General features: G+C 62.4%; 11 protein-coding genes. 9 read left to right on the top strand and 2 right to left on the bottom strand.

The window, feature by feature from the left end; translation table 11 throughout:
• Positions 1–88: 88 nt before the first annotated feature.
• Positions 89–580 (top strand): YqaA family protein, encoded by a 492-nt coding sequence (locus GWL_RS15870; protein ID WP_008332025.1) that lies wholly within the window; start codon positions 89–91, stop codon positions 578–580.
• A gap of 69 nt (positions 581–649) precedes the next feature.
• Here the strand turns inward: GWL_RS15870 and GWL_RS23695 are convergent, their stop codons facing one another.
• The gene (locus tag GWL_RS23695) at positions 650–787 is read right to left on the bottom strand and encodes a hypothetical protein (protein ID WP_008332023.1); all 138 of its coding nucleotides are present in this window, start codon (positions 785–787) and stop codon (positions 650–652) included.
• A 345-nt stretch (positions 788–1,132) separates the two neighbouring features.
• Here GWL_RS23695 and GWL_RS15865 point away from each other — a divergent pair, with 345 nt between their 5' ends.
• From GWL_RS15865 to GWL_RS15830, 8 genes are all read left to right on the top strand, one after another.
• The gene (locus GWL_RS15865; RefSeq protein ID WP_008332021.1) at positions 1,133–5,134 is read left to right on the top strand and encodes an FAD/FMN-binding oxidoreductase; all 4,002 of its coding nucleotides are present in this window, start codon (positions 1,133–1,135) and stop codon (positions 5,132–5,134) included.
• Between the two features lie 15 nt (positions 5,135–5,149).
• Entirely contained in the window at positions 5,150–5,596 is a 447-nt protein-coding gene (locus tag GWL_RS15860; protein WP_008332019.1) for an HIT family protein, read from the top strand.
• An 81-nt stretch (positions 5,597–5,677) separates the two neighbouring features.
• Positions 5,678–6,100: a gamma-butyrobetaine hydroxylase-like domain-containing protein gene (locus GWL_RS15855; RefSeq protein WP_008332017.1), complete on the top strand. Its 423-nt coding sequence runs from the start codon at positions 5,678–5,680 to the stop codon at positions 6,098–6,100.
• Between the two features lie 94 nt (positions 6,101–6,194).
• On the top strand, positions 6,195–6,929 hold the full coding sequence (gene ubiE, locus GWL_RS15850; protein WP_008332016.1) for a bifunctional demethylmenaquinone methyltransferase/2-methoxy-6-polyprenyl-1,4-benzoquinol methylase UbiE: 735 nt from the start codon (positions 6,195–6,197) through the stop codon (positions 6,927–6,929).
• Positions 6,930–7,056: 127 nt separating this feature from the next.
• Positions 7,057–8,013, top strand: a complete 957-nt coding sequence (locus GWL_RS15845) for a Tim44 domain-containing protein (protein WP_008332014.1) — start codon at positions 7,057–7,059, stop codon at positions 8,011–8,013.
• 189 nt (positions 8,014–8,202) lie between these two features.
• On the top strand, positions 8,203–8,817 hold the full coding sequence (locus tag GWL_RS15840; protein WP_008332013.1) for an SCP2 domain-containing protein: 615 nt from the start codon (positions 8,203–8,205) through the stop codon (positions 8,815–8,817).
• Positions 8,818–10,392: a ubiquinone biosynthesis regulatory protein kinase UbiB gene (ubiB, locus tag GWL_RS15835; protein ID WP_008332012.1), complete on the top strand. Its 1,575-nt coding sequence runs from the start codon at positions 8,818–8,820 to the stop codon at positions 10,390–10,392. It abuts the gene before it with no gap.
• A gap of 130 nt (positions 10,393–10,522) precedes the next feature.
• Complete coding sequence (locus GWL_RS15830; protein WP_192811588.1) at positions 10,523–11,929, top strand: MFS transporter; 1,407 nt, start codon at positions 10,523–10,525, stop codon at positions 11,927–11,929.
• A gap of 70 nt (positions 11,930–11,999) precedes the next feature.
• Here the strand turns inward: GWL_RS15830 and trpC are convergent, their stop codons facing one another.
• Complete coding sequence (gene trpC, locus GWL_RS15825; RefSeq protein ID WP_008332010.1) at positions 12,000–12,800, bottom strand: indole-3-glycerol phosphate synthase TrpC; 801 nt, start codon at positions 12,798–12,800, stop codon at positions 12,000–12,002.
• Position 12,801: the final 1 nt, after the last annotated feature.

Genomic DNA, 12,801 nt, shown 5'->3' with positions numbered 1-12,801 from the left:
GAATGCACCCTGCGCCATTCAACCGGGCTTGACGGATGGCAAGTTTCCTCCCTGGCTGCGGCCAGTTCTCCACCTACCTGCCATCTGCATGATCGAATCCGCCGTTCTCTGGCTGCTCAACATCCTCGCCATTCCCACTGTGGGCCTGACCTCGGTATTCCTGATCAGCTTCATTTCGGCCACCTTGCTGCCACTGGGTTCGGAACCGGCGGTCTTTGCCGTCATCAAGGCCAGTCCGGAGATGTTCTGGCCGGTGATTCTGGTGGCAACCTTCGGCAACACCCTGGGCGGCATCGTCGATTACTGGATGGGGTATGGGGCCAAGCAGGCTTTCGCCAAGGAGCGCGCCTCGCGCTGGTTCCACTGGCTGGAACGCTTCGGCGCCAAGACCATGCTGCTGGCCTGGCTGCCCGGCATCGGCGACCCCATCTGCACCCTGGCCGGCTGGCTGCGCCTGCCATTCTGGCCTTCGGTGTTCTATATGGCCATCGGCAAGTTCATCCGCTATGTGCTCATGACCTGGCTGCTGCTGAACGTGCCGGACGGGTTCTGGCACAAGCTGGGGGCCTGGTTGGCGTAGATTTTCGAGAAAGATGAAGGAAAAGGCGCCGCAAGGGCGCCCCGGCCGGTTTTCAGACAGGCAGGTGAATCATCCTGCCAAAGTCGGGACCAGGCTCTCGATCAGGCGAATGGCCAGGAAGGTCGCCGTCACGCCCAGCACGGCCAGGTGGCGGGTCTTGAGCTTCATGGCCAGGCCGGTATCTTCGTTGAAAATGGCAGTGTGCATGGTGATCTCCTTGCTAAGTCGTCCAGGCCCGGGTCAGGCCTTGCATTGGGCATAGTCGGCCAGGGTGAGGGCCAGGTTTTCCAGGAATTCGGTCATCAGGGTCTGCAACATGGGGTCCTCCTTGAGGGGATGGGGTCAGGGCATGTCCCTGATGGCTGTGTGGATGAGATGAATTATAGATTTTTACAATCAAATTATAGAAATTGATTGTATTTATAAATTCAATTGGGGGAGCCTATCGCCGCCCGAGGCTTTGCAGACCTGGCCGAAACCCGGGGCCGGGCATCGCGAGTTTTGCCAATAGGCTAAAATGCACCTCCGGCAGCAGATTTACCTCATACATCGATGAACGCCCCCGCACAGATCCAGGCTTTGCTTACAGACGCGCCGCATGGCGCCACGCCCCCGCGCTTGCGCGAAATTCCGTACAACTACACTTCCTTCTCCGATCGCGAGATCGTGATCCGGTTGTTGGGCGAAGCCTCCTGGTCCCTGCTGGACGAGCTGCGCGGCAAGCGCCAGACCGGTCGCTCGGCGCGCATGCTGTATGAAGTATTGGGCGACATCTGGGTGGTCCGCCGCAATCCCTACCTGCAGGACGACCTGCTGGACAACCCCAAGCGCCGCGCCGCCCTGATCGAGGCGCTGAACCATCGCATCAACGAAGTCGACAAGCGCCGCCTGGCCACCGACCTGGCCGAATCCGGCGACGCCGAGGCCCAGCGCCGCAGCGCCAGCGTGGAAGCCTTGCTCAAGGCGGCCAAGAAGGCCATTGGCGACTTCGCCGAAGAATTCCGCCAGACCTACGATTTGCGCCGCCGCGCCACCAAGGTGCTGGGCCGCTATACCGCCCGCGACAACATCAAGTTCGACGGCCTCTCGCGCGTCTCGCACGTGACCGACGCCACCGACTGGCGCGTCGAGTACCCCTTCGTGGTGCTGACCCCGGACAGCGAAGACGAGATGGCCGGCCTGGTCAAGGCCTGTATCGAACTGGGCCTGACCATCATCCCGCGCGGCGGCGGCACCGGTTATACCGGCGGCGCCATTCCGCTCACGCCCCTGTCGGCTGTCATCAATACCGAAAAGCTGGAACAGCTGGGCGCGGTCGAAATGACCATGCTGCCCGGCGTGGACAAGCCCTACGCCACGATCTATTCGGGCGCGGGCGTGGTCACCAAGCGCGTCTCGGATGCGGCTGAAAAAGCCGGTTTCGTCTTCGCCGTGGACCCGACGTCTGCTGAAGCCTCGTGCATCGGCGGCAACGTCGCCATGAACGCCGGCGGCAAGAAGGCCGTGCTGTGGGGCACCGCCCTGGACAACCTGGCCAGCTGGCGCATGGTCGATCCGCAAGGCGACTGGCTGGAAGTGACCCGCCTGGACCACAACCTGGGCAAGATCCACGACGTGGAAGTGGCGCGCTTCAAGCTGGAGTGGTCGCATCCCGGCGAGAAGGGCCAGAAGACCGAAGTCTTCAAGACCGAGATCCTGGAAATCTCCGGCAAGAAATTCCGCAAGGAAGGCCTGGGCAAGGACGTCACCGACAAGTTCCTCTCGGGCCTGCCGGGCGTGCAGAAGGAAGGCTGCGATGGCCTGATCACCTCGGCCCGCTGGATCCTGCACAAGATGCCCAAGCAGACCCGCACGGTCTGCCTGGAATTCTTCGGCCAGGCGCGCGATGCGATTCCCTCGATCGTCGAGATCAAGGATTACCTGGACGCCGAAACCAAAAAGGGCGGCGCCATCCTGGCCGGCCTGGAACACCTGGACGAGCGCTACCTGCGCGCGGTCGGCTATGCCACCAAGTCCAAGCGCGGCGTGCTGCCCAAGATGGTGCTGATCGGCGACATCGTCGGTGACGACGAAAACGCCGTGGCTGCTGCCGCCTCGGAAGTGATCCGCATGGCCAACAATCGAGTGGGTGAAGGCTTCATCGCCGTGAGCCCGGAAGCGCGCAAGAAATTCTGGCTGGACCGCTCGCGTACCGCCGCCATCGCCAAGCACACCAACGCCTTCAAGATCAACGAAGACGTGGTGATTCCGCTGAACTGCATGGGCGAATACACCGACGGCATCGAGCGCATCAACATCGAACTGTCGATCAAGAACAAGCTGCAACTGCTGGCCGAACTGGACAGCTTCTTCGTCAAGGGCAACCTGCCGCTGGGCAAGAGCGATGACGCCGAGGGTGACGACATCCCCGCCGCCGAAATGCTGGAAGACCGCGTCCACCAGGCCGAAAGCCTGCTGGAACAGACCCACGCACGCTGGTCCTACCTGCTGGCCAACCTGGACAAGCCGCTGGGCGACGCCAAGGGCGAACTGGCCGCGCTGGGCCTGGAAAAGATGCTGCCGGTGTTCGAGCAGCGCCTGATCGACCAGCCCGACGCCGCCGTCTTCCATGTGGTGCAGGACCGCACCGTGCGCATCTCCTGGAAGCAGGAAGTGCGCGCGCAATTGCGCCAGATCTTCTCGGGCGCGGCCTTCAAGCTGATCCTGGAAGAATGCCAGGCCATCCACAAGCGCGTGCTGCGCGGCCGCGTCTTCGTGGCGCTGCACATGCACGCGGGGGATGGCAACGTGCACACCAACATCCCGGTCAATTCCGACCACTACGAAATGCTGCAGGATGCCCACGTCGCCGTGGCGCGCATCATGAAGCTGGCCCGCTCGCTCAATGGCGTGATCTCGGGCGAGCACGGCATCGGCATCACCAAGCTGGAATTCCTGACCGAAGACGAGATCGGCGAATTCCGCGAATACAAGAAGCGCGTGGACCCCGAAGGCCGCTTCAACAAGGGCAAGCTGCTGAACCTGCCCGGCATGGAAGCCGACCTGTCCAACGCCTATACGCCGTCGTTCGGCCTGATGGGCCACGAGTCGCTGATCATGCAGCAGAGCGACATTGGCGCGATTGCCAGCAGCGTCAAGGACTGCCTGCGCTGCGGCAAGTGCAAGCCGGTCTGTTCGACCCACGTGCCGCGCGCCAACCTGCTGTACTCGCCGCGCAACAAGATCCTGGCGACTTCGCTGCTGGTGGAAGCCTTCCTTTATGAAGAGCAGACCCGCCGTGGTGTCTCCATCAAGCATTGGGAAGAATTCGAGGACGTGGCCGACCACTGCACGGTGTGCCACAAGTGCGTCACGCCTTGCCCGGTCGATATCGACTTCGGCGATGTCTCGATGAACATGCGCAACCTCTTGCGCAAGATGGGCAAGAAGTCCTTCAATGCCGGCACCAATGCGGCCATGTTCTTCTTGAACGCCACCGACCCGGCCACCATCAACGCCACCCGCAAGGTGATGACGCAGTGGGGCTTCAAGGCGCAGCGCCTGGGCAACGACCTGATGAAGAAGTTTGCCAAGAAGCAGACCCAGAAACCGCCCGCCACCGTCGGCAAGCCGCCGGTCAAGGAGCAGGTCATCCACTTCATCAACAAGAAGATGCCGGGCAACCTGCCCAAGAAGACGGCGCGTGCGCTGCTGGATATCGAGGACGACAAGATCGTCCCCATCATCCGCAATCCCAAGACCACCACGGCCGATACGGAAGCGGTGTTCTATTTCCCGGGCTGCGGTTCGGAGCGCCTGTTCTCGCAGGTCGGCCTGGCCACGCAAGCGATGCTGTGGAATGTCGGCGTGCAAACGGTGCTGCCGCCGGGCTACCTGTGCTGCGGTTATCCGCAACGCGGGACCGGCGACTTCGAAAAGGGCGAGAAGATCATCACCGACAACCGCGTGCTGTTCCATCGCATGGCCAATACGCTGAACTACCTCGACATCAAGACCGTCGTGGTCTCCTGCGGCACCTGCTACGACCAGCTGCAGGGCTATGAATTCGAGAAGATCTTCCCCGGCTGCCGCATCATCGACATCCACGAATATCTGCTGGAGAAGGGCGTCAAGCTCGAAGGCGTGACCGGTACCCGCTACATGTACCACGATCCCTGCCACAGCCCGATGAAACAGCAGGATCCGCTGAAGACCGTCAACTCGCTCATCACCACGGTGGACGCGCAGAAGATCGAGAAGAACGATCGCTGCTGCGGCGAGTCGGGCACCTTCGGTGTCTCGCGTCCGGATGTCTCGACCCAGGTCCGCTTCCGCAAGGAAGAGGAAATGAAGAAGGGCAGCGACAAGGTGCGCGCCGATGGCTTCACCGGCGACGTCAAGATTTTGACCTCCTGCCCGTCCTGCTTCCAGGGCCTGTCGCGCTACAACGAGGATGCCGGCACCACTGCCGACTATATCGTCGTGGAAATGGCGCGCCACCTGCTGGGCGAGAACTGGATGCCTGAATACGTCGAGCGCGCCAACAATGGCGGCATCGAACGCATCCTGGTGTAAGCGGAGGCGCTGACGATGAGCCAGATTCCTGCCTGCGAATTGTGTGCCGGTGACGGCGGCGAAGTGCTGTGGCGCCATCCCGAGTTCCGGGTGGTGCTGGTCGATGAGCCGGATTACCCGGGCTTCTGCCGTGTGATCTGCAACGAGCACGTCAAGGAAATGACCGACCTCGCCCCGGCGCAGTGCACCCGCATGGCCAATGCGGTGTGGGCGGTCGAGGCCGCACAGCGCGAAGTGATGCAGCCCGAGAAGGTCAACCTGGCCACGCTGGGCAACATGACGCCGCACGTGCACTGGCACGTGATTCCGCGCTTTACCGATGATCGTCATTTCCCCAGCCCGGTCTGGGCCGAGCCACGCCGTGCGGCCGATGCTGCCAGCCTCGACGCGCGTCGCGCGCTGCTGCCGCAATTGCGCGAAGCGGTGCGCCAGCAGCTCGATGCAGCAGGTCTGACGGCCTGATCTGCAAGCTACTGCGCAAGCCCGGCCTGGACAGCTCCGGCCGGGTTTGCATTTCTTCTTACGAATTTCAAGGGAGAGCCCATGAGCGCCCCGTCTTCTCCGGTTCCGGTGTCCTTCAAGGTGCGCAAGCGCTCGCGCGTGGTCGAAGTCGAGTTCGATGATGGCGTGATGTTTTCCCTGCCCTTCGAACTGATGCGCGTCTATTCGCCTTCGGCCGAAGTGCGCGGCCACGGGCCGGGTCAGGAAGTGCTGCAGACCGGCAAGCGCGATGTCGAGATCCACGGCATCGAACCGGTCGGCAACTACGGCGTCAAACCGCTGTTCTCGGACGGCCATGCCAGCGGCATCTTCACCTGGGATTACCTCTACCAGCTCGGCCGTGACCAGGCCGCGATGTGGGAAGCCTATCTGCAAAAGCTGGAAGCGGCCGGCTTCACGCGCGACAGCGGGCGCGATCATCAGCCCGAGGCCAGCGGTGGCCATGCTTGTGGCCATGCGCACTGAACTGCGCTGATCCGTAGCGCCTCCTGCTGATCCAGGGCAAGCTCTGCGCGGGCCCGTCTCTTATAATGTCGTCTTCATTGTTACAGGCCCAGCCATGACCAACACCACCCATTTCGGTTACGAAACCGTCAAAGAAGAAGAGAAGGTCCGCAAGGTCGCGGAAGTGTTCCACTCCGTCGCTGCCAAGTACGATGTGATGAACGACTTCATGTCGGCGGGCCTGCACCGCATCTGGAAAGCCTTCACCATCGCCCAGGCCGGCGTGCGTCCGGGCTTCAAGGTGCTCGACATCGCCGGTGGCACCGGTGACCTCTCCAAGGTCTTCGCCAGGCAGGCCGGTCCGAGCGGCGAAGTCTGGCTCACCGACATCAATGAATCCATGTTGCGCGTGGGCCGTGATCGTCTGCTCAACAAGGGCATCGTCACGCCCACCATGCTGTGCGATGCGGAGAAGCTGCCCTTCCCGGACAATTATTTCGACCGCGTCTCGGTGGCCTTCGGCCTGCGCAACATGACCCACAAGGATGCCGCCCTGGCTGAAATGCGCCGCGTACTGAAACCTGGCGGCAAGCTGCTGGTGCTGGAATTCTCCAAGGTCTGGGAGCCGCTCAAGAAACCCTATGACGTCTATTCCTTCTCGGTCCTGCCGTGGCTGGGCAAGAAGGTCGCCAACGATGCCGACAGCTATCGCTACCTGGCTGAATCGATCCGCATGCACCCCGACCAGGAAACCCTGAAGCAGATGATGGAACAGGCCGGACTGGACCGCGTGCAGTACTTCAACCTGACTGCCGGTGTGGCCGCGCTGCATACGGGCATTAAGATGTAATGAATGCTGGGCGCAGCAGCATTAAGGCTGGCTTAATTCTGCCCGGCGACAATGATTGCTCCGGATCTGCGGATACGTTCTCCCTCGACGGCCCGTTGCTCCGGCATCATCCACAAGAGGCAAGGCCATGAAAAAAATACTGCTCGCACTGCTGTTGTCGATCACATCGCTGTCGCTCATCATGTCGCCCGCCGAGGCGCGGCGCCTGGGCGGTGGCGGTTCCTTCGGCAAGCAATCCTCCCATTACTCGCGCCAGGCGGCGCCGTCCTCTCCCTCCTACAACCAGCCGTCAGCCACACCCTATCGTCCCTCGGCGCCTGCCGCCACACCGCAAAGCGCGCCCATGCCCAGGCCCGCCAGTCCCTGGCGCAACATGCTGGGCGGTGCGTTGCTGGGCTTCGGTCTCGGTGCGCTGATGTCGCACTTCGGTATTGGTGGTGCGCTCGGCGGCATGTTGGGCTCGCTCTTGACGATCGCGCTGCTGTGCGCGGCGGTGATCTTCCTGATCCGCCTGTTCGCCCGTGGTCGTGAGGCGCAGAACAACAATCCGGCTTATGCCGCACCGATGCCGCGCGTCAGTCCCATCGGCAGCGCTGCCGGGGCCACCCCGGAAATCGGTTCCGGCCTGCGCGACATCAACCCGCCGCCCACCGCCCTGCAAGGCAGCGGCTACGGCGCGACGGCCCAGCCGGTACAGATCCAGCAGTGGGGTATTCCGGAAGGCTTCGATACGGCCGGCTTCGTGCGCAATGCCAAGACCTATTTCATTCGCCTGCAGGCCGCCTGGGACCGCGCCGATGTCAACGATATCCGCGAGTTCACCACGCCCGAGATGTTCGCCGAACTGCGCATGCAGTTGACCGAACGGGGGGCCGCGCCCAATGCCACCGATGTCGTGCAGCTCGATGCGCAACTGCTGGGCATCGAGACCATGGCCTTCGATTACCTGGCCACGGTCCGCTTCCAGGGCCTCATCAAGGAAGCGCCGGATGCCTCGGCCGAACCCTTCGCCGAGATCTGGAACCTCTCCAAGCCGCTCAACGGCAGCGGTGGTTGGGTGCTGGCCGGTATCCAGCAGGTTTGAGGCGTGCCGAAGGCGCGCTGGATCAAGCAAGCTGCAGTGCCCGGACCTTGCCGGGGCGCCAAGCTGGTACACTTGAAACCGCCCGGTTTTTGCGGGCGGTTTTGTTTTTGTGGAGGGGAATTGCTTGCCCTCCAACGCAGTCAACCGGGTCAGTTCGACCCGCTCTGATCCACCCCGATTCTGGAATCCATGTCCGTGCTGCCCGATCCGTCCACTCTTGCCTCCGACCTCGATCCGATGAAACCTGCCGCGGCAGTGATCAACCACCTGCTGGCACAGGAACCGTGGGCGCGCGAGACGCTCATCACCCATGCCGGCAAGGTGGCCTGCATCGATACCGGTGTCATGCAGCTGCGCTTGAGCGTCACCGCTGACGGCTACCTGCAGGAGGTGCCGGCTGCTGCCGTGGCCGATGTCACCATCCGCCTGAAGCTCTCCGACCTGCCGCTCATTGCCGCCAACCGCGAGCGCGCGGTTTCCTACGTCAAGCTGGAAGGCGATGCCGACTTCGCCAATGCGATTTCTCAACTGAGCCAGAAGCTGCGCTGGGATGCCGAGGATGATCTCTCCCGCGTGCTCGGCGATGTCGCCGCCACCCGCATCGTCTCCGGTGCGCGCGACCTGTTCGAGACCGCCCGCACCAGCGGCCGCAAGCTGACCGAAAACCTTGCCGAGTATTTCCTGGAAGAACAACCGATGCTGATCCGCCCCCGCCAGTTGCAGGACTTTTCCGCCGATGTCGTGCGCCTGCGTGACGACCTGGAACGCTTGTCCAAGCGCATCGAGAAACTGGAGCGTCGTTAAATGCTGCTGCGTTCCCTGCGTCTGCTCAAGATCATCCGTGTGGCCATTCTCTATGGTCTGGATGAAATCATCGCCTCCGAATTCGCGCCGCCGCGCATCGCCCGCATCACCAACCGCATCTTTTTCTGGCGCGATCTGTCTGCGCCGCGCGGTGAGCGTTTGCGCCGTGCGCTGGAAGACCTCGGCCCCATCTTCATCAAGTTCGGCCAGGTGCTCTCGACCCGGCGCGACCTGATGCCGCCCGACATCGCCAATGAGCTGACCCTGTTGCAGGACCGCGTGCCGCCCTTCGATTCGGAACTGGCGATCAAGCAGATCGAGAAGTCGCTGGGTGCGCATCCGGACCAGCTCTTCGCCAGCTTCGAGCGCACTCCGGTGGCCTCGGCCTCGATTGCCCAGGTCCACTTCGCCACCTTGAAGGATGGCAAGCATGTGGCCGTCAAGGTGCTGCGCCCCGGCATGCGCGACATCATCGACCATGACATCGGCCTGATGCACGTGGCCGCCGACTGGCTGGAGCGCCTGTGGGCCGATGGCCGCCGCCTGAAGGCCAAGGAAGTGGTGGGTGAGTTCGACAAGTACCTGCACGATGAACTGGACCTCATGCGCGAGGCCGCCAACGCCAGCCAGCTGCGCCGCAACTTCGCCGAGTCGACGTTGTTGATGGTGCCGGAGATGTATTGGGATTATTGTTCACCTTCGGTCATCGTCATGGAGCGCATGGTTGGCATCCCCATTTCGCAGACCGAGCGCCTGCGCGCCGAAGGGGTCGATCTGTCCAAGCTCTCGCGCGATGGCGTGGAGATTTTCTTCACCCAGGTGTTTCGCGATGGCTTCTTCCATGCCGACATGCACCCCGGCAACATCCTGGTGTCGGTGGCCCCGGAGAGCTTTGGTCGCTATATCGCGCTGGACTTCGGCATCGTCGGCACGCTCAATGATTTCGACAAGGATTACCTGTCGCAGAATTTCCTGGCCTTCTTCCGTCGCGACTACAAGCGCGTGGCCGAGGCCCACATCGAATCCGGCTGGGCCCCCAAGGATACCCGCGTCGATGAGCTGGAAGCGGCAGTACGTGCTTGCTGCGAACCGATCTTCGATCGTCCCCTGAAGGACATTTCCTTCGGCCAGGTGTTGCTGCGCCTGTTCCAGACCTCGCGCCGTTTCAACGTGGAAGTGCAGCCGCAGCTGGTGCTGCTGCAGAAGACCCTGCTCAATGTCGAAGGACTGGGGCGCCAGCTCGATCCCGACCTGGATCTGTGGAAGACCGCCAAGCCGTATCTCGAACGCTGGATGAGCGAGCAGATCGGCTGGCGCGGGTTCGTCGAACAGCTCAAGGTGGAAGTGCCGCGCTACAGCCGCCTGCTGCCCGAACTGCCGCGCCTGGCGCACCAGGCACTGACGCGCTATACCGAAGGCGAAGGCCAGTCGCACAATACCGAACTGATCCGCAAGCTCCTGACTGAACAGCGCCGCACCAACATGCTGCTGGGCGTGATCGTGTATTTCGGTGGCGGGCTGATCGGCGGCATCATCGTGGTGCAGTTGTTGATGCACCTGCTGAGATTCTATTGATATAAATGGGTTAAATCATTTCTCCAAGCAAAGCGCCGGCACATGCCGGCGTTTCGCATGGGTGACCAGAAAAGCAGAGGCAGAGAACGTGGGAACCAACGACAACAAGCTGTCCGACGCACGTGTGCGCATGCTGCCCTATATCGTGGCGGCGACCTTCTTCATGGAGTATCTCGATACCACCATCATCGCCACTGCCTTGCCGCAGATGGCGCAATCCTTCGGGGTCGGACCCAATGAACTGAGCCTGGGCATGACGGCTTACATGCTGACCCTGGCCGTCTTCATTCCCATCAGTGGCTGGGTGGCCGATCGCTTCGGTTCGCGCACCGTATTCGGCATGGCCATTGCCATCTTCACGCTGGCATCCGTGCTGTGCGGTTACTCGCAGAATGTGTGGCAGTTCACCGCCGCGCGTGTGCTGCAAGGGTTGGGTGGAGCAATGATGGTGCCGGTCGGGCGCATGATCGTGGTGCGCAGCACCGGCAAGGACAGGCTGATGAAAGCCATCGCCACCATCACCTGGCCGGCCATCGTGGCACCGGTAGTGGGGCCTTCCATCGGTGGCTTCATCACCACCTATGCGTCGTGGCACTGGATCTTCCTGATGAACGTCCCGTTCGGGATTGCTGCCTTCATTGCCGTGATGCGGGTGGTGCGCAATGAACATGGTCACAGCAAGCGGCCGCTGGATGTGATCGGTTTCCTGCTCTCGGGGGCGGCGCTGACTTCGCTGCTGTATGGTACCGAGATCGCCAGCCATATGGAATCCAACATCAAGGTGGCGCTCGGCTTCGTGGCGCTGGGCGTGGTGCTCGGCTACTGTGCGTGGCGCCACATGCAGCGCATCGAACATCCGCTGCTGGATTTTTCCAGTCTGCGTATCCCGACCTATTCGGTGACGGTGCTGACCGGTTCGCTCACGCGTATCGGCGTGGATGCGGTGCCTTACCTGATGCCGCTGATGTTCCAGATCGGTTTCGGCCTGACCGCCTTCCAGTCGGGTTTGCTGCTGCTGGCCACTGCGCTCGGCAACCTTGGCATGAAGGCGTTCACCACGCGCATCCTGCAGCGCTTCGGTTTCCGTAGCGTCGCGGTCAACAATGCGGCCATCGCCGGCTGCCTCATCATTGCCTGCGGCTTGCTCACGCCAGGCGCGCCGCTGCCGGTGATCCTGGGGGTGATCTTCTGTTATGGCCTGTCGCGTTCGATGCAGTTCTCTACCTTGGCCACGCTGGCCTATGCGGATATCAGCGATGCCCGCAAATCCTCGGCCAGCACGCTCTGGAGCGTGGCGCAGCAGATGACCATCGGGATGGGCATCGCCTTCGGTGCGCTGGCCTTGCGGATCGCGGCGGCGCTGCGGGGCGAGGAGATCGATGCCAGCGGCGCGCATTTCACGTTGGGCGATTTCCAGTGGGCCTTTGCGATGGCCGGTGTAGTGACATTGATCTCGGTGATGGGCTATCGCGGCTTGGCACGGGACGCCGGCAGCAATATCGGTGGCGGCATGCGCGCTGCGCAAGGCAAGCGTTAAGCGCCGGGCCCGCATGAAAAAAACCTCGCGCCGGCACATGCCGGGCGAGGTTTTTTCTTGAGCGATGCAATCAGGCGAACAGCCGCGCCAGTTCCACCCCCGGTTCGGGGGCGCGCATGAAAGCTTCACCAACCAGGAAAGCATGGACGTCGGCATCGCGCATGCGCTTGACGTCATCCGGGGTGGCGATGGCCGATTCGGTGACCACCAGCTTTTCCGGGGGGATGCGCGGCAGCAGGTTCAGGGTGGTGTCCAGCGTGGTCTCGAAGGTGCGCAGGTTGCGGTTGTTGATGCCCAACAGACGTGTCTTCAGTTTCAAGGCGGCTTCCAGTTCGGCCTGGTCATGGACTTCCACCAGCACGCTCATGCCCAGTTCATGGGCGCAGGCTTCCAGGTCGGCCATCAGGCCATGGTCCAGTGCGGCCACGATCAGCAGGATGGCGTCCGCCCCCCAGGAGCGGGCCTGATAGATCTGGTAATGATCCATCATGAAATCCTTGCGCAGCACCGGCAGGGCGCACGCGGCGCGCGCCGCCTTGAGGTAGTCCGGCGAGCCCTGGAAGAATTGTTCATCGGTCAGTACCGACAGGCAGGCCGCGCCATGTTCGGCATAGCTCACGGCGATCTCGGCCGGCTTGAAGTCGGGACGGATCACACCCTTGGAGGGCGAGGCCTTCTTGACTTCGGCAATCACGCCGGCCTGACCGCTGGCGATCTTGCCGCGCAGGCTCTCTTCGAAATTGCGCAGTTCGGAGCGCAATTCGCTGTCGGTTTCCACATCGCGGCGCAGGCTGGCGAGGTCGCGCTGCTTCTTGGCCAGGCGCACTTCCTCGGCCTTGACGTCGAGGATCTTGTTGAGAATGTCGGACATG

It is taken from the genome of Herbaspirillum sp. GW103 (genome assembly GCF_000261365.1).
Classification (GTDB): domain Bacteria; phylum Pseudomonadota; class Gammaproteobacteria; order Burkholderiales; family Burkholderiaceae_D; genus Herbaspirillum.
The sequence above is the reverse complement of the archived record's forward strand: the minus strand, read 5'-3'. Positions and strand labels throughout refer to the sequence as shown.